This window comes from Lysobacter avium, assembly GCF_015209745.1.
Classification (GTDB): Bacteria; Pseudomonadota; Gammaproteobacteria; order Xanthomonadales; family Xanthomonadaceae; genus Novilysobacter; species Novilysobacter avium.
The window spans coordinates 1,973,598-1,998,463 of the sequence record NZ_CP063657.1 but is presented as its reverse complement, the minus strand read 5'-3'; the positions used below and the strand labels follow the sequence as shown (position 1 = coordinate 1,998,463).

20 protein-coding genes are annotated in these 24,866 nt (G+C 69.1%); 13 read left to right on the top strand and 7 right to left on the bottom strand.

Annotated elements, in window-relative coordinates:
- Positions 1 to 177 precede the first annotated feature (177 nt).
- From leuS to tldD, 10 genes are all read left to right on the top strand, one after another.
- A complete protein-coding gene (leuS, locus tag INQ42_RS08970) occupies positions 178 to 2,880 on the top strand; it encodes a leucine--tRNA ligase (RefSeq protein ID WP_407070808.1) in 2,703 nt (900 codons plus the stop codon).
- 73 nt (positions 2,881 to 2,953) lie between these two features.
- Complete coding sequence (locus INQ42_RS08965) at positions 2,954 to 3,595, top strand: LPS-assembly lipoprotein LptE (RefSeq protein WP_194033975.1); 642 nt, start codon at positions 2,954 to 2,956, stop codon at positions 3,593 to 3,595.
- A gap of 2 nt (positions 3,596 to 3,597) precedes the next feature.
- The gene (gene holA, locus INQ42_RS08960) at positions 3,598 to 4,641 is read left to right on the top strand and encodes a DNA polymerase III subunit delta (RefSeq protein WP_194033974.1); all 1,044 of its coding nucleotides are present in this window, start codon (positions 3,598 to 3,600) and stop codon (positions 4,639 to 4,641) included.
- Between the two features lie 18 nt (positions 4,642 to 4,659).
- Positions 4,660 to 5,340, top strand: coding sequence for a nicotinate-nucleotide adenylyltransferase (gene nadD, locus INQ42_RS08955; RefSeq protein ID WP_228064329.1), 681 nt, complete (start codon positions 4,660 to 4,662; stop codon positions 5,338 to 5,340).
- A 29-nt stretch (positions 5,341 to 5,369) separates the two neighbouring features.
- A complete protein-coding gene (gene rsfS / locus INQ42_RS08950) occupies positions 5,370 to 5,825 on the top strand; it encodes a ribosome silencing factor (RefSeq protein ID WP_194033973.1) in 456 nt (151 codons plus the stop codon).
- A gap of 37 nt (positions 5,826 to 5,862) precedes the next feature.
- Positions 5,863 to 6,333: a 23S rRNA (pseudouridine(1915)-N(3))-methyltransferase RlmH gene (rlmH, locus tag INQ42_RS08945; RefSeq protein WP_194033972.1), complete on the top strand. Its 471-nt coding sequence runs from the start codon at positions 5,863 to 5,865 to the stop codon at positions 6,331 to 6,333.
- Positions 6,334 to 6,445: 112 nt separating this feature from the next.
- A complete protein-coding gene (locus INQ42_RS08940) occupies positions 6,446 to 7,054 on the top strand; it encodes a Maf family protein (RefSeq protein ID WP_194033971.1) in 609 nt (202 codons plus the stop codon).
- Entirely contained in the window at positions 7,051 to 8,562 is a 1,512-nt protein-coding gene (gene rng, locus INQ42_RS08935) for a ribonuclease G (RefSeq protein WP_194033970.1), read from the top strand. Before INQ42_RS08940 ends, rng begins: the two co-directional genes overlap by 4 nt.
- Positions 8,563 to 8,606: 44 nt before the next feature.
- Complete coding sequence (locus tag INQ42_RS08930; RefSeq protein WP_194033969.1) at positions 8,607 to 12,503, top strand: YhdP family protein; 3,897 nt, start codon at positions 8,607 to 8,609, stop codon at positions 12,501 to 12,503.
- A 135-nt stretch (positions 12,504 to 12,638) separates the two neighbouring features.
- Positions 12,639 to 14,081 carry a metalloprotease TldD gene (tldD, locus tag INQ42_RS08925; protein ID WP_194033968.1) on the top strand — a complete coding sequence of 481 codons (1,443 nt, stop codon included), beginning with the start codon at positions 12,639 to 12,641 and terminating at the stop codon, positions 14,079 to 14,081.
- 13 nt (positions 14,082 to 14,094) lie between these two features.
- On the opposite strand, the gene yjgA is transcribed toward tldD, so the two are convergent.
- The gene (yjgA, locus tag INQ42_RS08920; RefSeq protein WP_194033967.1) at positions 14,095 to 14,742 is read right to left on the bottom strand and encodes a ribosome biogenesis factor YjgA; all 648 of its coding nucleotides are present in this window, start codon (positions 14,740 to 14,742) and stop codon (positions 14,095 to 14,097) included.
- Between the two features lie 167 nt (positions 14,743 to 14,909).
- Between yjgA and pmbA the strand changes: the two genes are divergently transcribed.
- Together pmbA and INQ42_RS08910 are read left to right on the top strand one after the other, a co-directional pair.
- The gene (gene pmbA, locus INQ42_RS08915; protein ID WP_194035829.1) at positions 14,910 to 16,220 is read left to right on the top strand and encodes a metalloprotease PmbA; all 1,311 of its coding nucleotides are present in this window, start codon (positions 14,910 to 14,912) and stop codon (positions 16,218 to 16,220) included.
- A 145-nt stretch (positions 16,221 to 16,365) separates the two neighbouring features.
- The gene (locus tag INQ42_RS08910; protein ID WP_194035828.1) at positions 16,366 to 16,701 is read left to right on the top strand and encodes a DUF4870 domain-containing protein; all 336 of its coding nucleotides are present in this window, start codon (positions 16,366 to 16,368) and stop codon (positions 16,699 to 16,701) included.
- Between the two features lie 90 nt (positions 16,702 to 16,791).
- Here the strand turns inward: INQ42_RS08910 and INQ42_RS08905 are convergent, their stop codons facing one another.
- The 5 genes from INQ42_RS08905 to tilS all read right to left on the bottom strand — a co-directional run bounded on the left by INQ42_RS08905 (position 16,792) and on the right by tilS (position 22,541).
- A complete protein-coding gene (locus tag INQ42_RS08905) occupies positions 16,792 to 18,108 on the bottom strand; it encodes a M48 family metalloprotease (protein ID WP_194033966.1) in 1,317 nt (438 codons plus the stop codon).
- Positions 18,105 to 19,952, bottom strand: coding sequence for a CHASE2 domain-containing protein (locus INQ42_RS08900; RefSeq protein WP_194033965.1), 1,848 nt, complete (start codon positions 19,950 to 19,952; stop codon positions 18,105 to 18,107). Before INQ42_RS08900 ends, INQ42_RS08905 begins: the two co-directional genes overlap by 4 nt.
- A gap of 63 nt (positions 19,953 to 20,015) precedes the next feature.
- Positions 20,016 to 20,897, bottom strand: coding sequence for a polyprenyl synthetase family protein (locus INQ42_RS08895; protein ID WP_194033964.1), 882 nt, complete (start codon positions 20,895 to 20,897; stop codon positions 20,016 to 20,018).
- Positions 20,890 to 21,162 (bottom strand): exodeoxyribonuclease VII small subunit, encoded by a 273-nt coding sequence (locus INQ42_RS08890; RefSeq protein ID WP_194033963.1) that lies wholly within the window; start codon positions 21,160 to 21,162, stop codon positions 20,890 to 20,892. The genes INQ42_RS08895 and INQ42_RS08890 overlap by 8 nt, the downstream gene beginning before the upstream one ends.
- Before the next feature lie 62 nt (positions 21,163 to 21,224).
- Positions 21,225 to 22,541 carry a tRNA lysidine(34) synthetase TilS gene (gene tilS / locus INQ42_RS08885; protein WP_194033962.1) on the bottom strand — a complete coding sequence of 439 codons (1,317 nt, stop codon included), beginning with the start codon at positions 22,539 to 22,541 and terminating at the stop codon, positions 21,225 to 21,227.
- Between the two features lie 129 nt (positions 22,542 to 22,670).
- On the opposite strand from tilS, the gene INQ42_RS08880 reads away from it, so the two are divergent.
- Entirely contained in the window at positions 22,671 to 23,732 is a 1,062-nt protein-coding gene (locus INQ42_RS08880) for an NADH:flavin oxidoreductase/NADH oxidase (protein WP_194033961.1), read from the top strand.
- Between the two features lie 69 nt (positions 23,733 to 23,801).
- Here INQ42_RS08880 and INQ42_RS08875 read toward each other — a convergent pair whose 3' ends face one another.
- Positions 23,802 to 24,761: an acetyl-CoA carboxylase carboxyltransferase subunit alpha gene (locus INQ42_RS08875; protein WP_194033960.1), complete on the bottom strand. Its 960-nt coding sequence runs from the start codon at positions 24,759 to 24,761 to the stop codon at positions 23,802 to 23,804.
- Positions 24,762 to 24,866 lie beyond the last annotated feature (105 nt).

Here is a 24,866-nt window from a genome sequence, read left to right as displayed (position 1 = left end):
CCTCCCAAGGACCCTGCACGGTCTGCGGACCCACCCGCATGGCGGCAAGGGAGGCGCTGGGTTAGGCTTTCCGGTCCATCTGTCTCCGGTTCCACGCCCGTGCCCATCGAAGCCTCCGCCGACCCCCGCAGCAATGACCCCGGCAGCGCCGGCGGGTCCGGTTTCGAGCCGCATGCGCTGGAGACGGCGGCCCAGCGCTACTGGGACGACACCCGCGCGTTCGAGGTCGACGAGAGCTCGGCCAAGCCGAAGTTCTATTGCCTGTCGATGCTGCCGTATCCCTCCGGCGCGCTGCACATGGGCCACGTGCGCAACTACACCATCAGCGACGTCATCAGCCGCTACAAGCGGATGACCGGGCACAACGTGCTGCAGCCGATGGGCTGGGACGCGTTCGGCCTGCCCGCGGAGAACGCGGCGATCAAGCACCACACCGCGCCGGCGCAGTGGACCTACGCCAACATCGGCCACATGAAGGCGCAGCTGCGGCAGATGGGTTACGCGATCGACTGGTCGCGCGAATTCGCCACCTGCGAGCCGTCCTACTACGTGCACGAGCAGCGCATGTTCGTGCGCCTGATGAAGCAGGGCCTGGCGTACCGCAAGAATTCGGTGGTCAACTGGGATCCGGTCGACCAGACCGTGCTGGCCAACGAGCAGGTGATCGACGGCCGCGGCTGGCGCACCGGTGCGATGGTGGAAAAGCGCGAAATCCCGCAATGGTTCCTGAAGATCACCGACTACGCCCAGGAATTGCTGGACGGCCTGGACCATCTGCCGGGTTGGCCGGACGCGGTCAAGACCATGCAGCGCAACTGGATCGGGCGCAGCGAGGGCCTGGACATCACCTTCGCCGTGCGCGATGCCGTGGGTGCAGAGCTCGATCCCCTGACCGTCTACACCACCCGCCCCGACACCCTGATGGGGGTGAGCTTCCTCTCCATCGCCGCCGAGCATCCGCTGGCCGCGCACGCCGCCGCCAACGACACCGGCCTGGCCGACTTCGTCGCCGACCTGCGCAAGGGCGGGGCCACCGAGGCGGAGCTGGAGACGCAGGAAAAGCGCGGCCTGGATACCGGACTGCGCGCGATCCACCCGATCAGCGGCGAAGAGCTCCCGGTATTCGTCGCCAACTTCGTGCTGATGAGCTACGGCACCGGCGCCGTGATGGCGGTGCCCGGCCATGACCAGCGGGACTGGGAGTTCGCCCGTCGCTACCAGTTGCCGATCAGGATGGTGGTCGTGCCCGATTCGGTGCGCGATGCGGTGCGCGAGATCGGCCAGGACCTGGGCCGTCACGCCGATCCGATGGCCAGCGCACTGGGGACGCAGGCCTCGACCGACACCTATGACACCGGCGCGCCGGTGCAGGTGGTCAGCGACTTCGAGCAGGGTATCGCCGAGCAGGGCGCCTATACCGAGCGCGGCTGGCTGGTGAACTCCGGCGAATACGACGGCATGGACTTCCAGCAGGCCTTCGATGCCCTGGCCACGCGTCTGGAAGCGGAGGGCCGTGGCGCACGCCGGGTCAACTTCCGCCTGCGCGACTGGGGCGTCAGCCGCCAGCGCTACTGGGGCTGCCCGATCCCGGTCATCTATTGCGAGGCCTGCGGCGCAGTGCCCGTGCCGGAGGACCAGTTGCCGGTCGTGCTGCCCGAGGACGTCGAGTTCATGGGCACCGCCTCGCCGATCAAGGCCGATCCGCAGTGGCGCAAGACGACCTGCCCGGGCTGCGGTGGAGCGGCCGAACGCGAGACCGACACCTTCGACACCTTCATGGAGTCCAGCTGGTACTACGCGCGCTACACCTCGCCTGGCGCGACCGAACAGGTCGATGCACGCGCCAACCACTGGCTGCCCGTTGACCAGTACATCGGCGGCGTCGAGCACGCGATCCTGCACCTGCTGTATTTCCGTTTCTACCACCGCCTGCTGCGCGACCAGGGGCTGGTGAACAGCAACGAGCCGGCGACCAACCTGCTGACCCAGGGCATGGTGATCGCCGAGACCTTCTACCGCGAAGGCGAGAACGGTTCGCGCGACTGGATCAATCCGGCCGAGGTGGAGATCGTCCGCGACGAGCGCGGCCGCATCTCCGGCGCGACGCTGAAGGCCGACGGCCAGCCGGTGGTGATCGGTGGCATCGAGAAGATGTCCAAGTCCAAGAACAACGGCGTCGATCCGCGCACCATGGTGGATCGGTACGGCGCCGACACCGTGCGCCTGTTCTCGATGTTCGCCGCCCCGCCCGAGCTGTCGCTGGAGTGGAACGAGGCCGGCGTGGAAGGCATGGCGCGGTTCCTGCGCCGGTTCTGGCGCGAGGTGGTCACCCACGCATCCCAGCCCGACCACCCGCCGGTGGACCCGGCCGCGCTGGACGCCGGCCAGAAGACGCTGCGCCGGCAGCTGCACCAGACCATCGGCAAGGTCGGCGACGACTACGGCCGCCGCCACGCCTTCAACACCGCGATCGCCGCGCTGATGGAGCTGCTCAACCACGTCAGCAAGTTCAAGGACATGAGCGACCAGGGCCGGGCGGTGCGCCACGAGGCCCTGGAGGCGATGGTGCTGCTGCTCAACCCGGTGACCCCGCATACCAGTCACGCCCTGTGGCAGACGCTGGGCCATGCCGAGACGCTGCTGGAAGACGTGCCGTTCCCGCAGGTCGACGAGGCCGCACTGGTGCGCGATGCGGTGGTCATGGCGGTGCAGGTCAACGGCAAGCTGCGCGGCAAGATCGAGGCGCCAGTCGGCATGGACAACGCGGAGGTGGAGAAAATGGCCCTGGCCGAGCCGCACGTCTCGCATTTCGTGTCCGGCCTCACGGTGCGCAAGGTGATCGTGGTGCCTGGCAAGATCGTCAACATCGTCGCCGGCTGAATACCGCCCCGCGCTCCATCAGCCGCCGCGCTTTATGCTTGCTGCGCCCATCCCGCTCCTTCAGACTGCCTCGATGATCCGACGCCTGCTGCTCCTCGCCCTCGTGCTGACCGTGTCCGCCTGTGGTTTCCAGTTGCGTGATGCACTGACGCTGCCGGCCGACCTTGATCCGGTCAAGGTGGTCTCGAAAAGCCGCTACAGCCCGCTGGCCGACCGTCTGCAGCAATCGCTCACCCGTGCCGGCGCCACGCCGGCAGGCTCGGCGGACCGCAACCCCGCGGTGCTCGAGATCAAGGCCGAGCGGTGGGGCGATACCCCGTTGAGCGTCGATTCGCGAGGCCGCGCGCAGGAGTTCAGCCTGCGCTACGCGGTGGTGTTCGAGATGCGCAATGGCGACGGCACCGTGCTCGTGCCGCAGCAGAACATCGAGCTCTCGCGCGACTACATCTCGGTGCCGAACAATTCGATCGGCACAGAAGGCGAGCGCGAGATCCTGGTGCGCGAACTGCAGCGCGAGATGGCCGCCTCGATTCTGCGCCGGATCGACGCGGCCGGCAGCGTGGACACCGCCTCCCAGGACGCCTCCGAGGTGTTCCAGCACACGACCGACGCCGCCAAGGCCGCGATGGAAGCCGCCGAAGCGATGTCGCCACCGCCACCGCCGCCGGTTCCCACCGATGACGGAACCGAGCCGACGCCCGGCTCCCAACCCTGAGCATGGAGCTCAAACCCGAACAGCTGGCCGCCCAGCTCGGATCGGGAACCCTGGCGCCGGCCTACCTGATCGCCGGCGCCGAGCCGCTGCGGGTGCTGGAGGCTGCCGATGCTGTGCGCGCCGCCGCCCGCACGCACGGCATCACGGAGCGAGAAGTCTTCGACAGCGAAGGCAGCCGTGAGCCCGACTGGGACGCGATGGCGGCCAGCTTTGGTTCGCCGGGCCTGTTTTCCAGTCGTCGTCTGCTCGAGTTGCGCCTGCCTACCGGCAAGCCGGGGAGAATCGGAGGCGAGCTGATCTGCCGGTTCTGCGCCGATCCGCCGGCCGACGTGGTGCTGCTGGTCACCGCCGGTGAATGGAGTCGCAAGCACGCCGGCAAGTGGAGCGCGGCGATCGAGGGCATTGGCAAAATCGCGATCGCCTGGCCGATCAAGCCGCACGAGCTTCCCGGCTGGGTCGAGCAGCGGCTGCGTTCGCGCGGCGTGCGTGCCGACGCCGATGCCGTGCAACGCCTCGTGGAGCGCATCGACGGCAATCTGCTGGCCGCCGCGCAGGAGATCGACAAGCTGGCGCTGCTGGCCGACGGCGGCAGCCTGGACCTTGCGCGGATGGAGTCGCTGGTCGCCGATGCGGCGCGCTACGACGTGTTCCGCCTGATCGACGCGGCGATGAACGGCCAGTCGCTGCAGGTCTCGCGGATGCTGGCCGGCCTGCGCGCCGAAGGCGAGGCGGTCCCCGCTTTGCTGGGAATGGTCGTGATCGAACTGCAGCGGACCGCCGCTCTGTCGCGGATCAAGGCTCGCGGCGGCAATCTCGCGGCCGAGTTCAAGGCGCAGCGCGTCTGGGATTCCAAGCAGCCGATGTACCAGCGCGCCCTGCAGCGCCATCCGCCGGCGCGCTGGGACGCTTTCGTCTCGCGCATCGGGGCGGTCGACCGCATGGCCAAGGGGCGTGAGCCCGGCGATCCGTGGCTGATGCTGGAGCGGGTGCTGCTGGCGGTGGCCGATCCCGCCGCGGTGCGGTTGCTGGTGCATGTGGATGCCTGATCGCGACGGTATCCCGCGTTGAATCCGGCGGGACCACTTCTGCGGGTGTTCTACGGCGGCACTTTCGACCCCGTGCACTGCGGCCACCTGCATATTGCCCGCAACGCACGCGACCACTTGGCCGCCGTCATCAGCCTGATGCCGGCGGCGGATCCGCCGCATCGCGCTGCGCCTGGGGCCAGCGCGGAGCACCGCGCGCGGATGCTGGACCTGGCCGTGGCGGGTGAGCAAGACCTGCTCGTCGATCGACGCGAGTTGCTGCGTGACACGCCGTCCTATTCGGTCGATACGCTGCGCGGCATCCGCGCCCAGTACGGCATGCAGGCGCCGGTCGCCCTGCTGATCGGCGCCGACAGCCTCGCCGGGTTGCCGCAATGGAAGGATTGGCAGGCGCTGTTCGAACTGACCCACTTTGTCGTCGCCGCCCGCCCCGGGGTCGACCTCGACCGGCATCTTTCCGCGCCGCTGCTGACCATGCTCGACGGTCGCTGGACCGACTCGGTGACTGACCTGGAGGCGGCACCGGCCGGCCGTGTGCTGTGCCTGCCCAACCGCCTGCACCCCGGATCGGCCACCGGCATCCGCGAGCGCATCGCCGCTGGCGAGCCGTGGCGGGAGCTGGTTCCGGCGCCGGTGGCGGAGTACATCGTTCAGCATCGGCTGTATGTGAAGCGGCCCGGCAGCCCGGCTTCGCTATAATCACTGCCGCACCCAACCCCAGAGCCTGCATGTCCACCGAAGCCCAAGTCATCAAGACCCGTCTCCCGAGCCCGCCGCCCAGCGTCGACGAACTGCTGGACACCGTGCGCAGCGCCATCGCGGAGCTGAAGGCCAAGGATCCGGTGGAAATCGACGTGCGCGGCAAGAGCAGCGTCACCGACTACATGGTGGTGGCCTCGGGCACGTCCTCGCGCCACGTGAAGTCGATCGCCGACGAGGTGGTCAAGTTCGCCAAGAAGCTTGACATCATGCCGCTGGGCGTGGAGGGCGAGCGCGAGGCCGAGTGGGTCCTGGTGGACCTGGGCGACGTCGTTGTCCACATCATGCTGCCGCGGGTGCGCGAGTTCTATGCGCTCGAGCGCCTGTGGACCGTGGGCGACCAGCCGCCGGCGTCGGTGGACGAATACGGCGAGCCCGGGATCGGTTCCGGCGAGCTGGAAACCGACGCCGAGGACGACCTCTAGTCGAGGCGCCTGTCGCGCAGGCGATAACGGCCCGATCATGAAGGCCAGACTCATCGCCGTCGGCGAGCGGGCCCCGCGCTGGGTCGCCGAGGGCTTCGAGGACTACCGCAAGCGTCTTTCCCACTGGTTGCCACTGGAACTGGTGGAGGTCGAGCCCGGCGTGCGCGGCAAGAACCGCGACATCGCTCGTGCGACCGCCGAGGAAGGCGCCCGCGTGCTCGCTGCGCTGCAGCGCTCGCCGCTGGTGGTGACGCTGGACGGTCGTGGCAAACCCTGGAGTTCGGAGCAACTCGCCCAGCGCCTCGAGCATTGGCGCGGCCAAGGTCGCGACCTCGCGCTGTTGATCGGCGGGCCGGAAGGCCACGCCGATGACGTGCTGGCCCGCGCCGACGAGTCCTGGTCGCTGGGGCCGATGACGCTGCCGCACATGCTGGTGCGTCTGGTCGCTGCCGAGCAGCTCTACCGCGCCGCGGCAATGTTGGCCAACCACCCCTACCATCGGGCCTGACCGCGGGTCGCGGAACCACGCCTGCAGCGACCGTGCGAGCCGGCTGGCGCTCAGGCGCCGCGGGTTATGCTTTCCGCCATTCGCAAACGCGACCGGTCGTCCCTGGAGACCCATGCTTTATCTTGCTTCCCGCTCTCCGCGTCGACGCGAACTGCTGACTCGCCTCGGGCTTGAGTTCACCGTGCTTGAACTGGATGTGCCCGAGCAGCGCCAAGCCGACGAAACCGCGCAGGCCTACGTCTCCCGGGTCGCGCGCGACAAGGCGCTGGCCGGCCTGGCGCGCCTGTCAGCCGAGCCCGATGCGCTGGTCCTGGGTTGCGACACCGAGGTGGTTCTGGACGAGGACGTGTTCGGCAAGCCGCGCGACAGTGCCGAGGCGGCAGCGATGCTGCGACGGCTGTCAGGCGTGCCGCACACCGTGGTCTCGTCGCTCGCGCTGGTCTCCGCGTCTCGCCATGAAGAAGCGGTATCGGTTTCCACAGTGCGATTCGCTTGCTTGCCGGATGCCGTCATCCAGGCCTATGTCGAAAGCGGCGAGCCCTTCGGCAAGGCCGGTGGCTACGCGATCCAGGGACTTGCCGAGGCATTCGTTGAGCGCCTGGACGGAAGCCATTCCGGGGTCATGGGATTGCCGCTGCACCAGAGCGCGCAACTGCTGGCGAAATTCGGTCTCGGCCCACTGGCCGCGGGCCTGCCCACCTGCGCAACGGAGGCGCCATGAGCGAGGAAATCCTGGTCAACGTCACCCCGCGCGAGACGCGGGTGGCCGTGGTCGAGAACGGCATGTTGCAGGAGCTCCATATCGAGCGTGGCTGGGCCCGCGGCGTGGTCGGCAACGTCTACAAGGGCAAGGTGCAACGGGTGATGCCCGGGATGCAGGCCGCCTTCGTGGAGATCGGGCTGGAGCGCGCGGCATTCCTGCACGCCGCCGATATCGTCCGGCCCTCCGCGCCCGCGTTGACCGGCGAGGAGGACCCGAACGCGCCACCGCCGCCGACCCGGCCGATCAGCGAGTTGCTGCGCGACGGCCAGGAAATCATCGTCCAGGTGGTCAAGGACCCGATCGGTGGCAAGGGCGCCCGCCTGACCACGCTGACCAGCATTCCCTCGCGCTATCTGGTGCTGCTGCCACACACCCGTGTGATCGGGGTCTCGGCAAGGATCGAGGACGAAGCCGAGCGAGCGCGTCTGAAGGGGATCGTCACCGGGTTGACCGCCGAGGGAGACACCCACGGCTACATCGTGCGCACCAACGCCGAAGGCCAGCCCGAGGAGGCGCTCGCCGACGACGTGGCCTACCTGGCGCGGGTATGGAGTCTGATCGGCGAGCGCTCCGCCGGTGCGCGCGTGGGCGAGTGCATCTATGAGGACCTGACCCTGCCGCTGCGCGCGGTGCGCGACCTGATCCGCCGCGACGTGGACAAGGTCAAGGTCGATTCGCGCGAGACCTTCGAGCGGTTGCGCACGTTTGCGTCGCAGTTCATGAGCTCCGCCGGCGCGGCGGGGACGCCTGAGCTGGCGCAGAAGATCGAGCACTACTCCGGTGAGCGGCCGATCTTCGACCTCTACGGGGTCGAGGACGAGATCCAGCGCGCGCTGGACAAGCAGGTGCCGCTGAAATCCGGTGGCTACCTGGTGATCGACCAGACCGAGGCAATGACCACGGTGGACATCAATACCGGCTCGTTCCTCGGCCAGCGCAACCTGGAGGAAACGGTTTACCGGACCAACCTGGAGGCCGCGCAATCGGTCGCCCGCCAGCTGCGCCTGCGCAACCTGGGCGGGATCATCATCATCGACTTCATCGACATGAATGATCCCGAGCACAAGCGCCAGGTGCTGCGCACGCTGGAGAAGGCGCTGGCCAAGGACCACGCCAAGACCACGGTGTACGACTTCTCGCCGCTGGGCCTGGTGGAGATGACGCGCAAGCGCACCACCGAGAGCCTGCAGCGCCAGCTCACCGAGCCATGCCATGAGTGCAACGGGCGCGGCACGCTGAAGACGGCCGAGACGGTCACCTACGAGATCTTCCGCGAAATCGTGCGCCAGGTGCGCCTGTTCGACGCCGACCGACTTCTGGTGATGGCGTCACCCAAGGCGGTGGCACGGATCACCGATGAGGAGTCGGCGGCGGTCGCCGAACTGGAGGAATTCCTCGGCAAGTCGATCCGCTTCCAGGCCGATGACCAATACGCGCAGGAGCAGTTCGATGTCGTCCTGCTCTGACGCCTCCCGCCACGACTGAGATGCCTACCCCGCTGCGCCGCCGAATGCGATTGGCCCGCCGGGGCGTGGGTTACACCGCGGGCGTGCTCCTGGTCCTGCTGGCGCTGGTGATCGCGGTGGCCAGCGAGCTGCTGCCGCTGGTCGAGCGCCACCCCGACCGCGTCGCCAGCTGGCTGGGCGATCGGGTCGGGCGTCCGGTCGCATTCGACCGTCTGGAAACCGGCTGGACGCGCCGGGGGCCATTGCTGCAATTGCATAACCTTCGCCTGGGCGAGGGTGCTGATGTGTTCGACGTCGGCGACGCCGAGATGCTGCTGTCCATCTATGCGGGGCTGTGGCCGGGCGTACCGTTGTCGGAACTGCGCCTGCGGGGTCTGGAGCTGGTCCTGGAGCGGTCGCCCGACGGTCGCTGGCAGGTGCGTGGGCTGCCGGGCCAGCGCGAGGCGGACGGTGATCCGTTCCACTCGCTGGAGGGGCTGGGCGAGCTGCAGGTGAGCGACGGCGCGCTGACTGTGCTGGCACCGGATCTGGGGCTGGATCTGACCGTGCCGCGCATTGACCTGCGTCTGCGCGTACAGGGCGATCGCGTCCGCGCCGGACTGCGCGCCTGGCCGGAGGCCCTCGCGGCTTCCAATGGTCGACGCGACAACGACGCGTCGGCCCCCGTGCTTGCCATGCTGGATTTCCACCGCAGCGACGGTACCGGCCGCGCCTATGTAGGGATTGAACGCGCGGAGCTGCAGCCGCTGGCCTCCGTCCTGGATCTGCACGGCATCGCCCTGCAGACCGGAGAAGGGCGGGCCCAGGCATGGGCCGATCTGGAGGACAAGCGCCTCGTCGGGGTCAAGCTGGAGACGACGCTGGAGCGGGTGGTGCTGGCCGGTTCCACGATCGCTCCTGTGCCGGGCGCTGCGGGGCAGATCCCGCTGCAGGTGATTGATCGGCTTGAGAGCCGGTTGAGCTGGCAGCGCACCGATGGCGGCTGGCAGCTGGACGCGCCCCTGCTGCATCTGCAGATGCAGGGCGAAGACCACCGCTTTGGTCCACTGACCCTTGCCGCCGGGCGCCAATACGGCCTCGTGGCCGGCCATATCGATCTGCAGCCACTGGCGTCGCTGGCCGTACTAAGTAACCAGTTGCCCGGGCCGGTGCGGCACTGGTTGTTGAATGCGCGCCCGCACGCGTCGCTCTCGGCGGTGGACCTGCAGGGAAGCCTCGACGGCGGCATGCAGGGCGGTGCGCGTATCGACGGCCTGGGATTTGCACCGCTCGGCAATGCGCCGGGCATCAACGGGCTGGCAGCGGATGTCCGTGGCGATGCGGACGGCTTCAGCGCCCAGTTGGATCCCTCCTCGGCGATGAGCTTTGACTGGCCGCGGGGCTTCGGCGTGGCCCACGTCGTCCACCTGGAAGGCAACGTGGCCGGCTGGCGCGGCCCGGACGGCTGGCAGGCGGGCACGTCCGCGCTGCGCATAAAGGGTCCCGATTTTGGCGCCCAGGTCCGTGGCGGGCTGGGCTGGAACGGAGACGGCGGGCGTCCGCGGATCGACCTGGCCGCCACGGTGGACGAGACCCGCCTGCCGGTCGCCAAGGGGTTCTGGGTGCGCTACTTGATGCCCGAGGCGCTGTTGCACTGGCTGGACACGGCGCTGGTCGACGGCGTCGTCCGCGACGGCCGCGCGATTGTTTCCGGCGACCTGGACGACTGGCCGTTCGATGACCACACCGGCCGCTTCGAGGCCAGCGCACACATCACCGATGCCACCGTTGCGTTCCAGCCCGACTGGCCCGCCGCGACCGGGCTGGACCTGCAGGCCAGCTTCATTGGCAACGGCCTGGACATCACCGGTCATGGCACCTTGGCCGGCATCACGATCCCCACGGTCAAGGCCAGCGTCGATCACTACCACCTCGGCACGCTGGCGGTGAGCGCAAAGGGCAACGGCGACGTGTCACGCCTGCTGGGCCTGCTGCGAGCCAGCCCGCTGCAGCAACTGAATCCGGAGACGTTCGCAGCCATCAAGGGCTCCGGCCCTGCCGAAGTGGATTTCGCCATGGCGCTGCCGATGGTTGAACACGGCGTGCTCGCGGTCGACGGCAACGTCCGCCTGGCCGGCGCGCGCGTTGCGGATCCGCGTTGGGGGCTGGCATTCGAGCAGGTGCGCGGTCCGGTGAGCTATACCCAGAACGGCTTCCGCGCCGACCGCCTCGACGTGCAGATGGGTGGTCGTCCGGGCAAGTTGTCGCTGCGCTCGGGCAAGGACGCAGTGCGTGATGCGGGCAACGTGCTCGAGGCCGACCTGCAGGCCCAGTTCGGCGCCGATACGCTGCTGGCCCGCGCACCGGAGCTGGGCTGGCTGGCGCCCTACATGCACGGTCGCTCCTCGTGGACGGTGGGCGTGCTCGTGCCCGCAGCAGGCACCGGCAGCGGCGGTGCTGCGCGCCTGAAGCTGCAGTCCGACCTGGTAGGTACGGCGCTGACGCTGCCTGCGCCGCTGGCCAAGCCGGCAGGGCAGCAACTGGCAGCGACGGTGGAAACCGCCCTGCCGCTCGACCAGGGCGAGGTGCAGGTGGTCCTGGGCGATGTGCTGGCCCTGCGTGCGCGCAGCAGCGGCCAACGCACCGGCATCCGCGCGGCTCTCGGGACCGGCACGCTACCGGCGCCGGCGCCTGCGTCCGGGCTGATCGCCAGCGGCCGTGCGCGCCGTCTGGACGCGATCGGCTGGGTGGGCCTGGCCCGGGCCGGGGCGGTTGATGGAAGCGGCGCGGGCGTGCCATTGGGCCAGATCGACATCCGCACCGATCGGCTGCAGCTGTTTGGCGGGGAGTTCGGCGATGCGCGCGTCCGCGTGTCACCCGGGACCGGTGGGGCGCTGCTGGTGCAGACGGACGGTGCGCGGCTGCAGGGCGGTTTGCAGGTCCCCGCGTCGTCCACGGCGCCCGTCTCGGGCCGGTTTGAGCGCGTCCACTGGCGTCTCCCCACAAAGGCGGCAGGCGCAGCCAAACCGGCGGCGCAGGTTGCCGTCGCCGCGGAGGACGACGACATCGATCCGGCGCGCATCCCGCCCTTGGCGCTGGAGATCGACGACCTGCGCCTGGACGACGCGGTGCTGGGCCGGGCGTCGCTGCGCACGCGCGCGAGCGGCACGGGCCTGCAGATCGAGCACTTCAGCGCCGAGACCCCGGGCCAACGAATGGACGTCCGCGGCAGTTGGGTCGGGCGCGGAAAAGCCGCGCGCACACGCTTTGAAGTCGACCTTGCCAGCACCGACTTCGGTCGCCTGCTTGCCGGGCTGGGTCATGTCGGACGCCTTGACGGCGGCGAGGGCCGCATCTCGCTGGCCGCCGAATGGGCGGGAGGTCCGATGCAGTTCGACCTGGTGAAGGTCTCCGGCAACCTGAAGGGCGAGGTGCGCGACGGCAGACTGCTGGACGTGGAACCGGGTGCGGGACGGGTGTTGGGCCTGCTCAGCGTCGCCGAGCTGCCGCGCCGGCTGATGCTCGACTTCCGCGATTTCTTCTCCAAGGGCTTCGCCTTCAACGAGGCCAAGGGCGACATCCGCTTTGCCGGCGGTATGGCGAGCAGCGATGACCTGCGCATCGAAGGCCCGGCGGCGCGGATCAACATCCGTGGCGAAGCCGACCTGCGCGCGGAAACCTTCAACCAGACGATCGAGGTGCTGCCGCGGTCCGGCAACCTGCTGACCGTGGCCGGGGCGCTGGCCGGTGGGCCGGTGGGCGCGGCGATCGGCGCCGCGGCCAACGCGGTGCTGCGCAAACCGCTGGGCCAGATCGGCGCGAAAACCTATCGCGTCAGCGGTCCCTGGAAGGATCCGCACGTGGACGTGGTCAGCCGGGAACCGGAGCGCAACGGCCAGGCGCCGGCGCAACCCGCCGTGGAGCCGCCGCCCGCGCCACCGGCGCGGCCGCCCGCCGGTTGAAGCACCCGCAGTCGCCCGCATATCGTCCGGGTGGCCCTGCATATACGCGCCGCTGCGTCCCCGCCGATTTCTCCCGTGCGCCGCCTTCCCGCCCGGTAGGCCGCCCAATCCGTCATCACCTCCCCAGAAGATCCCATGACCCAAACCCTGCAACTTGCCGAATCCCGCCTCCTGCTGCCCTCAGGGCTTGATGCCGGGGGACTTGAGCGAACCTTCGGCACGCTGCTCGGGCCGGGTATCGACTTTGGCGACCTGTATTTCCAGCATGCCCGTCGCGAGAGCTGGAGCGTGGAGGACGGCATCGTCAAGGACGGCGCGCACTCCATCGAGCAGGGCGTGGGCGTGCGCGCGATCAGCGGCGAGAAGACCGGTTTCGCCTATTCCGATGAGATCAACGCGCAGGCGCTGATCGCCGCGTCCACCTCGGCGCGGGCGATCGCACGCGACGGCGGCAGCCTGACCACCCGGCCGCTGGTGCGCGCCAACGCGCAGGCCCTGTACGCGCCGATGGACCCGGTGGATTCGATGGGCAACGAGGACAAGGTCGAGGCGCTGCGCCGCATCGACAAGCTGCTGCGCGCGGCCGATCCGCGGGTCAAGCAGGTGATCGTCAGCCTGGGCGGCGGCGTGGATACGATCCTGGTGGCCCGCAGCGACGGCATCATGGGCGCGGACGTGCGTCCGCTGGTGCGCTTCAACGTGCAGGTGATTGTCGAGCAGAACGGGCGCCGCGAGTCGGGCTACACCGGCGGTGGCGGGCGTTACGGTTATGCCGAACTGTTTGCCGACGGCAAGCCGGAAGCCTGGGCGCGCGAGGCCCTGCGTCAGGCGCTGGCCAACCTGGAAGCCGTCGACGCACCGGCCGGGGTGATGCCGGTGGTGCTCGGCAACGGCTGGCCCGGCGTGCTGCTGCACGAGGCGGTCGGGCACGGCCTGGAGGGCGATTTCAACCGCAAGGGCACCAGCACCTACGCCGGCCGCATGGGCCAGCGCGTCGCCGCGCCCGGTGTCACGATCGTTGATGACGGCACGCTGCCGGGGCGCCGCGGCTCGCTCAACATCGATGATGAGGGCGAGCAGACCCAATGCACCACGCTGATCGAGGACGGGGTGCTGGTGGGCTACATGCAGGACTCGCTCAACGCCCGGCTGATGGGCATGACGCCGACCGGCAACGGTCGCCGCGAATCCTTCGCCCACCTGCCGATGCCGCGCATGACCAACACCTACATGCTCGCCGGCAAGCACGATCCCGAGGAGATGATCCGCTCGGTCAAGCGCGGGCTGTACGCGGTCAATTTCGGCGGCGGCCAGGTCGACATCACCAGCGGCAAGTACGTGTTCTCGGCCACCGAGGCCTACATGATCGAAGACGGCAAGATCACCGCGCCGGTCAAGGGCGCCACGCTGATCGGCAACGGCCCGGAGACCATGCAGAAGGTGCGCATGATCGGCCACGACCTGGCGCTGGATGAGGGTGTCGGCGTGTGCGGCAAGGACGGCCAGAGCGTGCCGGTCGGCGTCGGCCAGCCGTCGCTGCTGATCGATGGCATCACCGTGGGTGGCACCCAGGCGTGATGCCGCGGGCGGACTACGGCTGGCGCTGGTCCGCTGCGTCGTCGTCGAGCGCGCGGTCGTCGATGGTTTCGTCGCCCAGCGCTTCGTCGTCGAGCACCTCGTCGTCGGCGTCCAAGCCCGCGCCACCGGCGACCGGCATCTCCGGCAGCAGAATCAGTTCGCGCAGCTGCCGGAACAGCTCGCGTGCGGCGCGCGGCGGCTTGTTGCGCTTGCGCTCCTCCAAGCTGTTGCGGACCAGCTGGCGCAGGCCTTGGCGGTCGGCGTCCGGATACAGGTCCAGCAGCTCGGTCAGGGCGGCATCGCTCTCGGCCAGCAGGCGGTCACGCCAGGCCTCGACGCGGTGCATGATCGCGGTTTCGCGCCTTGCGGTATCGCCCTTCTCGTCGAGCGCGTCGCGGATCGCCTCCATCACCGCGTCATCCTCGCGCCGCATCTGCTTGGCCAGGAACGCCAGCTGGCGCTTGTGGGCGATGTGCGAGGTGATCCGGCGTGCCTCGCGGATGTGCGGCAGCAGCTCTTCCGGCACCGGCATCCGGGCCAGCTGCGCCTCGCTGAGGGCGACCAGCTGCTCGGCGATGGCGGCCACTTCCAGCGCCTCGCGCCGCTGCTGGCTGCGGCTTTCGCCACGGAATTCGCCGGTTTCCTCGTCTATGCCGCGCATCGTTGGATCCTACATTTTCCGGTCGCCACGGGTCTGGCCCGTCGCGACCGCATCAAGAACAGACTCCGGGGCGATTGCCCGGAACCACAGCCTGCAAGGATAAGACATTGAACGAGCTGCGCCCGACCCATCCATCCCATCCATCCCACAGCGAGGAGCAACTGGACATGCTGGCCGGCCTGTCCCGGCGGCTGCTGGACGCCGCGCTGGCCAACGGCGCCGACCAGGCGGAGGTGTCGTGCTCGGAGGATTCCGGGCTGAACGTCAGCGTGCGCATGGGCGAGGTGGAGACGGTCGAGTCGACCCGCGACCGCTCGATCGCGGTCACGGTCTACTTCGACGGCCGCAAGGGCAGCGCGTCCACGGCCGACCTGCGCGAGGAAAGCCTGGCCACGACCGTGGACCAGGCCTGCGCGATCGCGCGCCACACCGAGCGCGACCCGGCCGCCGGGCTGGCCGACGCCGAGCTGATGGCGACCGACCTGCGCGAGTTCGACAGCTGGCATCCGTGGGATATCCAGGCCGATGAGGCGATCGACCTGGCGCTGGCCTGCGAGCAGGCGGGCCGCGATGCCGACCCACGCCTGGAAAATTCAGACGGCGCTTCTGCGTCCAGCGGCAGTACCGTGTCGGTGTACGCCAACTCGCACGGCTTCGTCGGCCGCGAGCGCGGCACCCACCACAGCCTGGGCTGTGCACTGATCGCCGGCCGTGGCGAGCAGATGCAACGCGACGGCTGGTACGACATTGCGCTGGCCGCGGAAGACCTGGAACCGGCCAGCGCGATCGGTCGCAAGGCCGCCGAACGTGCGATTTCGCGCCTGGCACCGCGGCAGGTCCCCACCGGCGCGTATCCGGTGCTGTTTTCGGCCGAAGTCGCGCGCGGGCTCATCGGCCACTTGCTCGGCGCCGTGTCCGGCGGCGCCCTGTATCGCCGCGCCAGCTTCCTGCTCGACAGCGTCGGCACGCAGGTGTTCCCCGAGTGGTTTGCTCTGCATGAGCAGCCGTTCCTGCAGCGTGGGTTCAGGTCCTCCTCATTCGATGCCGAGGGCGTGGCGACCCGCGAGTCCGCGCTTGTGGAAGGCGGGGTGTTGCAGCGCTACGTGCTGGGCAGCTACTCAGCGCGACGCCTGGGCCTGCAGACCACCGCCAACGCCGGCGGCGTGCACAACCTGCAGGTGGCCAGCAATGCCGGCGACCTGCCAGCAATGCTGGCCGGGATGGGCACCGGACTGCTGGTGACCCAGCTGATGGGGCAGGGCGTGAACACCATCACCGGCGATTACTCGCGCGGCGCGGGTGGCTTCTGGATCCAGGACGGCCAGATCCAGTACCCGGTCGATGGCATCACCATCGCCGGCAACCTGAAGGACATGTTCGCCGCCATCGAGGCCGTCGGCAGCGACGTCGACCACCGTTCGCACATCCGCACCGGCTCGATCCTGGTCGGGCGGATGACGGTCGCCGGCGAAGGCTGAGCCGGCTCGATTGACCTGCCTGCGGGCAGGGCACATGCTTTCACGAGTCTATTCAGGGGGAATTTGCATGAACGTCCACGACCACGATCCACTTGGTACACCGCCGCAGGACGAGGGCATCCCCGTCCAGCAGCGTCAATGGGCGATGTTTGCCCACCTGTCCGCGCTCACCGGCATCTTCACCGGCGGCTTGGGCTGCATCCTGGGGCCGCTGATCATCTGGCTGATCCAGAAGGAATCCATGCCCTTCGTGGACGACCAGGCCAAGGAAGCCCTGAACTTCAACATCACCATCGCCATTGTCACGCTTGCACTGGTGGCGGTCGGGACTGTCCTGCTGGTGATCCTGATCGGCTTCCTGTTCTACTTCGCGGCGTTCGCGGTCGGCATCTACTGGCTCGTGATGACCATCATCGCGACCATCAAGAGCAACGAAGGCGTGGCCTACCGCTATCCGATGACGCTGCGTCTGGTCAGCTGATTGCTGCAACGGCCGGTCGTTACGGCCGACCTGCAGCCACGGGCCCGGAAAAGTCATTTCCCGGGCCCGTTCCGGTTTGGCGTCCGGTGATCAGCGGCGGACCCGCTGGTCGAGCCGGTCCATGCGCGCCTCCAGCGGCGGATGCGTGCGGTACAGCTGCGACATGCGCGCCGGCCGGGTGCCCAGGGCGGCCATCTTCTGCAGCACCGCGTAGAACGACAGCGGGTCGAACCCCGCGCGTGCCAGGTACACCCCGGCCGCCTCGTCGGCGCGGTATTCGGCGTCGCGGTCCAGGCTGCTCATCATCACCGCCGCGCCGTGGGTGTTGACGTAGTCGCGGGCGAAATCCGCTGCAATACCGTGTGGCCGGACCTGGGCCATCGCGACGTCCTTGCCGACCTTGGCAATCTCCTGCTTGCGGATCACCTCATAGTGGTCGCGCTGGACCACGTGGCCGAGTTCGTGGGCGATCACCGCCGCCAGTTCGGCGTCGTCGTCAAGCAGGTCGTACATGCCGCGGGTGACCAGGATGTAGCCGCCCGGAGCGGCGTAGGCGTTGATCTCGCCGTCGTCGATGACCCCGAAGGTCCACGGCAGTTGCGGTCGCGAGGTCTGCGAGGCGACCCAGCGCCCCACCAGGTTGATGCGCTTCTGCGCTTCGGGGTTGGCCCACAGCGGCGCCGCGCCCAGCACCCGCCCGGCAATGGCCGGCCCGAGCTCGAGCTCCTCGGCCGCCAGTTCCTGTTCGGACTTGCCGACCGCGCGATCGGCGACCCGCATCGCGCTGTCGGCGATCGCACCGCCACCGAGACGGGAAAGCAGTCCGCGCGCCGAGGACAGCGTCGCGCGTTTTTCGGCCTGGGTCGCCTGGCCGCCGCTGCCACGCGCTGCCGCCGCATCCGGTCCCCACGCAATGCGTACGGGCTGCCAGCCCTTGCTGCGCGCGTGCGCCCCCGCGGTTTCTGCGCTGACGCTGTAGGCCTGCAACTTCGACAGTCCGGCGGCATCATTGCGGGCGGTTCGCAACGTGGTCTCGTTGATGCCGCGCACGCTCGCCGTCTCCGTGCTCCTGCCCTGGCCGGAATTGCCACCGAACAAAGCCTGACTGTTGGCGGCAGGGGTCTCCGCGCCGGCGCTCGCCACCCGCACCTCGTTGATGCGCACGTAACCACTGCCGCCATCGGCCAACTGCAGCCGGTACCACAGGCCGTTCTGGTCAACGATCTTTACCGCCGCATTGCGCTGCAGGACGGCGATCTTGCCGGCCTTGAAGTCCGGTGCGCTGCGCACCTCCACCGAGGGTTTGTGCACGACCGCGGGCATCTCGGCGGCCATGGCAATGGCGCCGGCGGTGAGGAGCAGCGCGGGCAGGATCGCCACGCCGATGCGTTTGCTGATGAGCTTCATTTGGTTTCTCCATCGGGCGCGGGGCCCGTATCCAGGAAGGTGTTGGCGGCTGCCAGCGGCCGCTCGGGGAGTTGGTTGAAGTCCTGGCCAAGCAGGCTGTGCAGTTTCAGTCGGCGCTCCCCGGGGCTGGCGCCCCCGGTTTCCGCCATCGCAAGACTGATCGCGAGCTGCGCACTGGCGGCCGGAGCGTTGGGATAGCGCAGAAGCTCCGACTGCAGGCCATCCAGGTCCTTGCGGACCCGGTCGCGCAACGCCATCTCGCTGCGGCCGTTCCACAGCAGCATCACGATGTCGTCCAGCATGGCCGTCATGACGTGCTTGCGCTCCACGATGCCGTCGATCATGACTATGCCTTCTTCGGCATACACGTAGCGGCGCAGCACGCGCCGGTACTCGCGCCGCCGGACCTTGTAGCTGCGCGCCGACAGGCTGGCATCCGGCAGCAGGCGCAGGCGCACCACCGCCGTCCATGGCTCGGCGGCCGGATCGTGCTCGGCGGTGTAGTCGCTGTTGCCGTCCGCGCGTCCGCGCTGCACGCCCGAGTACATCCTGCATGCGCCGAAACACAGGCTGATGAAGCCCACGCTGGCGAAGATGTCGAGGAAAAACCCGAACAACGTCAGCCCGGCAAAGGCAAGCAGCAACAGCAGCGCGTTGATCGCCACGAACACCGAATCCACGTCCTTGTGCGGCTGCCCGCGCCAGAAGACCACCGTGGTCAGCAGGGTCGCCAACGCGGCGAGCACGTATTTCACCCATCCCGGCGGCATGCGGATCGCGCTTCCGGCCACCAGCGCCTCGGTCGCCTCGGCGAGCACTTCCACCCCCGGCATCGCGCGGTTGACCGGGGTGGGCTTGACGTCGTTGATGCCCGCCGCGGTGTAACCGACCAGCGCCACGGTGTCGGTCAACGATGGCATGGGGTGGGCGTCGGAGTGGCAGATCGGGCGTTGTTCGATGATGTCGGCCGCACTGGCGTAGGGCAGTTGCGAGCGGGTCCGCCAGTTGACGCGCAGCAAGGGCTTGCGCGGATGGCGAACCGCTGCGATTGGGTGATCCGCCAGGGCGGCCAGGCGCAAGGGCAGCGCGGGGATGCTCCAGTCGCCCGCCTCCAGGTAGAGCAGCACGTCGCGCACCACGCCGTCCTCGGCACGGGCGACATTGACCAGCGCGCTGTGGCGCGCCATGGCCTCGCCATAGGGCAACATCAGCGCGACCGTCGGCCCGGGGGTGGCCGCGTTGCGCGTGCGTGGATACGCCGCGGGGGCGAGGTCGGCGGTGAGCGGTGCCCGCGCGTCGAAATCGCGGTGCAGGCGCGAGGCGGCGAACAGGAACCGGCCTTCACCGGCTTTCGCCATTTCTTCCAGCACAAGGTCACCTTGGGGGTCCTGCCCGGAGCGATCGGCGAAGAGCACGTCGAAGCCGACCCCGCGCACGCCGGCGCGGTCGAGCCCGTCGATCAGGTCGGCGTGGCGTGCGCGGCTCCATGGCCAGCCGCCTTCACCGACGCTGCGGAAGTAGTCGATGGAGCAGTCATCGATCTCGACCACCACCACCCGGCCCGACGGTGTCGGCTCAACGGGGCGCCACTGAAGCACCTGGTCGAAGATCGCGTCCTCGGCAGCATCCAGCGAACGTTCGTGGGTCCAGTCCCACGCCAACCAGCCAATCGCGGCGACCGCCAGCAGCGGGAAGAAGGCAAAGCGCAGCCGCAGCGTCAGCCAGGCCAGCGGGCGTCGGTAGCCACGCAGGACGACGGTCCAGGCGTCCATCGCGCGGACGCCCAGCGTTGCCATGCGTGTATGCAGCCATGCCAGTACCGCATGGCCCGGGCGGTTGCCCATCGCGCTACCTTCCTTGACGGAACCCTTGTCCCCTCCACTTACGAGGCTTGGGGACGAAACCGGTCAGAAGCTGCGCTGCACTGCCTGGCGCCCGAGGGTGGCGAGCATGCCGGCGCGCTCACCAAACGGCTCCAGCGCATCGTCCATGCGCGCGGCGAGCGCCTGCAGGCGGGCTTGCGAGGCCTCCATTCCCAGCAGCGCAGGAAAGGTGGCCTTGTCCTGGGCGGCGTCCTTGCCCGCTGTCTTGCCCAGCGTGTCGCTGTCGCCCTCGACGTCGAGGATGTCGTCGCGGACCTGGAACGCCAGGCCGAGGGCATCAGCGTAGGCATCCAGCCGCGCGAGATCATCCGTACCTGCGTTGCCGCACAGCGCTCCCATGCGCACAGCGGCGCGGATCAAGGCCCCGGTCTTGAGTGCATGCAGATGCTCCAGTGCCTCGATCCCGATGGCGCCGCCATTGCCGGTGGCGGCCAGGTCCAGCGCCTGCCCGCCGCACATGCCCCTGCTTCCGGCTGCAAGGGCGAGCGTGCGCATCAGGGCGACCCGGATCGCGTCCGTTACCGGCGCATCAGCGAGAACGCTGAAGGCCTGGGTCTGCAGGGCATCACCGGCGAGGATCGCGGTGGCCTCGTCAAAGGCGATGTGCACCGTCGGTTGGTTGCGGCGCAGGTCGTCGTCATCCATCGCCGGCAGGTCGTCATGCACCAGCGAGTAGGCGTGGATCAGTTCGATCGCCACCGCCGGGGCGTCGAGGGCGGCGGGATCCGCGCCGCACAGGTCGCCGGCGGCGTAGACCAGCAGCGGCCGCATGCGCTTGCCACCCAGCAGCGCGGCGTGTTGCATGGCCGCGTGCAGGCGGCCGGGGCCGCTGTCGGCGCTCGGCAGTGCCGCGGCGAGGGCGAGGTCGATCCGCTCCCGCCACTGCGCCAGACGCGTCTCAGGCATCGGGCGCGGAAGGATCGGGCAGGGGATGGAATTCCTCGCCGCTGTCGGGATCCTGCGGGTCGCTGAGCAGGCGCACGCGCAGCTCGGCCTGCTCCAGCGCGGTCTGGCAACTGCGGTACAAGCCGACGCCACGTTCGTAGGCGGCCAGCGATTCTTCCAGGCTCAGGTCGCCCTTTTCCATTTTGTCGACCAGCTGTTCGAGTGCATCCAGCGAGGTTTCGAAATGGGCAACGGGCGAAGCTTCGGTATCGGGTTTGCGGGGCATCCGTGCAGTGTCGGCCAGCGCGCGCGGAGGGTCAATGCAATGTGTGCCCCGGCTGATGAGGGTCAATGATCGGTCGGCAGCCACCGCAGGCGGGCGCCGTGCAGGTCCAGCCAGGCGGCGAACTCCGCTGCGTAGGCCAGGTCGGCCACGGCCAGCACCGCGCCGCCAGTGTTCTTCAACAAGGGCAGGCCGTCTCGTTGCCACGGCGGAACATCCAGAACCTGGAGCAGGTGCTTCAGCGAGTGGCTGTGGGTGCGGCCCGGCAGGGTGATCCGCTCGCCTCCACGCCGGGCCGTGACCAGGCCGGGCCATGGCAGGAGCGGTGCGCCGTCCAGGGTCAACTCGCCGTGTGGGAGCTTCAACGGCTCGCCGCCGTCCCAAACTGCGGTCCAGCCAATCGGCATTTCGTCCAGCACCCTGCCCGCGTGCAGCCCATCGCGCCAGGCGTGGATCACCGCGTCGTTCCACTGGAGGCGCGCCGAGGCATCGGGGCGTGCGTGCAGCAGGTCCGCCTCGATGCGTGCCACGCCGTGTGCCGGCAGTGGGGGCAGTTCGAGTCCGGCGACCCAGCGTCGCAGCACGCGCGCACGGCGAGCGTCGGGGAGGGTGCGCAGCGCAGCGCGTGAGAGCACTCGCGGGCTTTCGCCCGTGCTCGCGACCAGCGCAGCCGCGTCCTCTTCTTCCAGCAGCTGCTGTGCTTCCCCGCACAGGGTGGCGGAACGCGCGAACGCCGATTCGGCATGCGGCCAACGCGAGCGCAGCAGCGGCAGGACCTGCTGGCGCAGGAAATTGCGATCGAAACTGCAATCGGTGTTGCTGGGGTCCTCGATCCAGTCGAGGCCGTGCGCGGTCGCATAGGACAGCAGCGTCTCGCGCGAGGTATCCAGCAGCGGTCGCCACAGCCGTCCCGGGCCAAACTCCCGCCAGCGCCGGATCGACGCGAGGCCGTCCACGCCCGATCCACGCAACGCGCGCAGCAGGAAAGTCTCGGCCTGGTCGTCGCGGTGGTGGCCCAGCACCAGCACCTCCCCGCGCGCCATCAGACCGCCGAATGCCGCATGCCGCGCATCACGCGCCGCGGCCTCCGTACCCGCTCCATCAGCCCGCACCGCGACCCGGATCGTGTCCAGCGCAATCCCGAGCGAGTGACATGCCGCCTCGCAGTGCGCGCTCCAACGGTCGGCATCGGCCTGAAGGCCGTGGTGGATGTGCACGGCGCGCAGTCCGCGCGCACGAACGGCCGCATTGCTGGCCAGCGCATGCAGCAGCACGGTGGAATCCAGCCCACCGCTGAAGCCGACCAGCAGCGGCGCGTCGGGGCGGTCGTGGAAGGGCTGGCCGGGGAGAGCTGCGGCCGGCCGGGAACTGGGCGTGTGCATGGGCAAATGGTGCCACGGCGCAATACTTGCGGCCGGGCCCCCGACGCCGGGCCGTCACGCCGCCCCGTGACGCGCGCGTACCGTCGTGCTTGTTAACGTTGACCGCTTGAATCGCGATCGGAGCACGCCTTGAGCCACCTGTTTGAACCCCTGCAGCAACGATCGGTCGACTTCCGCAATCGCCTGGTGGTGTCGCCGATGTGCCAGTACTCGGCGCGCGACGGGATGCCGGACGACTGGCACTTGGTGCATCTGGGCAGCCGCGCGGCCGGCGGTGCAGGGGCGGTGATCGCCGAGGCGACGGCAATAGCGCCCGAGGGACGAATCTCGCCAGAGGACACCGGCATCTGGAATGACGCCCAACGCGACGCCTGGTCACGCGTTGCCTGCTTTATCGAGGAGCAGGGCGCGGTCGCCGGGATCCAGTTGGCCCACGCCGGGCGCAAGGCCAGCACCTATGCGCCGTGGCGGGGTCGCGGAGCCGTTGCTCCGTCGGACGGCGGCTGGACACCGGTGGCGCCAACGGCGCTGGCATTCGATGCCCACTACGCGCAACCGGATGCGCTCGACCGCGCGGGCATCGCCCGGATCATTGAGGGATTCGCGATGGCTGCGCGTCGCTCGCTGGCGGCGGGTTTTCGGCTGGTGGAAGTCCACGCCGCCCACGGCTATCTCCTCCACCAGTTCCTGTCGCCGCTGTCGAACCGGCGCGAGGACGACTACGGCGGCAGTTTCCAGAACCGGATCCGCCTGCTGCTGGAAGTGCTGGATGCGGTGCGCAATGAATGGCCGGCCGATCTGCCGCTGTGGGTGCGCATCTCGGCGACCGACTGGGCCGAAGGTGGCTGGGACATCGAGCAGAGCATCGCGCTGAGCCGGCTGCTGGCCGGGCACGGCGTCGATCTGGTCGATGTTTCATCCGGCGGGCTGGTGCCGGACGTGACGATCCCGGTCGAGCCGGGGTATCAGGTGCCTTTCGCCGCCCGCATCCGCCGCGAGGCCGGCATTGCGACCGGCGCGGTCGGCCTGATCACCAATGCGGCGCAGGCCGATGCGCTGGTCGCCAAGGGCGACGCCGACATGGTTCTGCTGGCCCGCGAGTTGCTGCGTGACCCGTACTTTCCGCAGCGGGCTGCCCGCGAACTGGGGGCGGAGCTGCCGGTACCGGTGCAATACCAGCGCGCCTGGTGACGCGGCAGAAGCGTATGCCGGAGTCGGCCGCGACTCGCTGAGCCGCGATTCGGAGCTCGTCGGGCCGGGTTATGCCGCTTCGTACGCGCCGTAATCGCGTAGCCGCTCATAGCGCTGCTGCAGCAACTCGTCCACCGGCATGGCCTGCAGCGTGTCCAGCTCGTTGAGCAGGACCGCCTTGAGCCGGGTCGCGATCTGGCGTGGGTTGCGATGCGCACCGCCCGTGGGCTCGCGCACGACCTTGTCGATCAGGCCCAGCCCGTGCAGGCGCTTGGCGGTCAGGCCCAGCTGCTCGGCGGCGTCCTTGGCCTTGGCCGGGTCCTTCCACAGGATCGAGGCGCAGCCCTCCGGTGAAATCACCGAGTAGGTGCTGTGCTCGAGCATCACCGTGCAGTCGCCCACACCGATCGCCAGCGCACCGCCGGAGCCGCCCTCGCCGATGATCGTGCAGATGATCGGGACTTTCAGCTCGGCCATTTCCAGCAGGTTGCGGGCGATGGCTTCCGACTGGCCGCGCTCTTCGGCGCCGATGCCCGGGTACGCGCCTGGCGTATCAATAAAGGTCAGCACCGGCAGCTGGAAACGCTCGGCCAGCTTCATCAGGCGCAGCGCCTTGCGATAGCCCTCGGGCCGTGGCATGCCGAAGTTACGCCGCACCTTGCTCTTGGTATCGCGGCCCTTCTCATGGCCGATGATCACCACCGGTCGCCCGCCAATCCGACCCAGGCCGCCGACGATGGCCGGGTCGTCGCGATAGGCGCGGTCGCCGGCCAACTCCTGGAACTCGTCGCACATCACCCGGATGTAGTCGTTGGTATGCGGGCGCGCGGGATGCCGGGCCAGCTGCGATACCTGCCACGGCGTGAGGTCGCGGAAGATCTGCGCGGTGCGCTTGCGCAGCTTGTCCTGCAGGGTATGGACTTCGCTGTCGGCATCCACCGCGGACCCGCGGCTGGCCTGGCGCAGCTCCTGGATCTTGGCTTCCAGGTCGGCGATGGGTTGTTCGAAATCGAGGTAGTTCGGGTTCATGGGATGCCTGGGCTCGGGCAGCCGTACTGCCGTGAAGGCGACAGTCTAACCGACCCCTCTGCGCGGACGCCGCAAGCCACAGCGCACGCGGAGGTGTGCGCTACC

What these genes read in the sequence shown, in the direction of transcription:
- INQ42_RS08965 (WP_194033975.1), top strand. Translation starts at nt 2,954, where the DNA reads ATGATCCGACGCCTGCTGCTCCTCGCCCTCGTGCTGACCGTGTCCGCC.
- holA (WP_194033974.1), top strand. Translation starts at nt 3,598, where the DNA reads ATGGAGCTCAAACCCGAACAGCTGGCCGCCCAGCTCGGATCGGGAACC.
- rsfS (WP_194033973.1), top strand. Translation starts at nt 5,370, where the DNA reads ATGTCCACCGAAGCCCAAGTCATCAAGACCCGTCTCCCGAGCCCGCCG.
- rlmH (WP_194033972.1), top strand. Translation starts at nt 5,863, where the DNA reads ATGAAGGCCAGACTCATCGCCGTCGGCGAGCGGGCCCCGCGCTGGGTC.
- INQ42_RS08940 (WP_194033971.1), top strand. Translation starts at nt 6,446, where the DNA reads ATGCTTTATCTTGCTTCCCGCTCTCCGCGTCGACGCGAACTGCTGACT.
- rng (WP_194033970.1), top strand. Translation starts at nt 7,051, where the DNA reads ATGAGCGAGGAAATCCTGGTCAACGTCACCCCGCGCGAGACGCGGGTG.
- INQ42_RS08930 (WP_194033969.1), top strand. Translation starts at nt 8,607, where the DNA reads ATGCGATTGGCCCGCCGGGGCGTGGGTTACACCGCGGGCGTGCTCCTG.
- tldD (WP_194033968.1), top strand. Translation starts at nt 12,639, where the DNA reads ATGACCCAAACCCTGCAACTTGCCGAATCCCGCCTCCTGCTGCCCTCA.
- yjgA (WP_194033967.1), bottom strand. Translation starts at nt 14,742, where the DNA reads ATGCGCGGCATAGACGAGGAAACCGGCGAATTCCGTGGCGAAAGCCGC.
- pmbA (WP_194035829.1), top strand. Translation starts at nt 14,910, where the DNA reads ATGCTGGCCGGCCTGTCCCGGCGGCTGCTGGACGCCGCGCTGGCCAAC.
- INQ42_RS08910 (WP_194035828.1), top strand. Translation starts at nt 16,366, where the DNA reads ATGTTTGCCCACCTGTCCGCGCTCACCGGCATCTTCACCGGCGGCTTG.
- INQ42_RS08905 (WP_194033966.1), bottom strand. Translation starts at nt 18,108, where the DNA reads ATGAAGCTCATCAGCAAACGCATCGGCGTGGCGATCCTGCCCGCGCTG.
- INQ42_RS08900 (WP_194033965.1), bottom strand. Translation starts at nt 19,952, where the DNA reads ATGGGCAACCGCCCGGGCCATGCGGTACTGGCATGGCTGCATACACGC.
- INQ42_RS08895 (WP_194033964.1), bottom strand. Translation starts at nt 20,897, where the DNA reads ATGCCTGAGACGCGTCTGGCGCAGTGGCGGGAGCGGATCGACCTCGCC.
- INQ42_RS08890 (WP_194033963.1), bottom strand. Translation starts at nt 21,162, where the DNA reads ATGCCCCGCAAACCCGATACCGAAGCTTCGCCCGTTGCCCATTTCGAA.
- tilS (WP_194033962.1), bottom strand. Translation starts at nt 22,541, where the DNA reads ATGCACACGCCCAGTTCCCGGCCGGCCGCAGCTCTCCCCGGCCAGCCC.
- INQ42_RS08875 (WP_194033960.1), bottom strand. Translation starts at nt 24,761, where the DNA reads ATGAACCCGAACTACCTCGATTTCGAACAACCCATCGCCGACCTGGAA.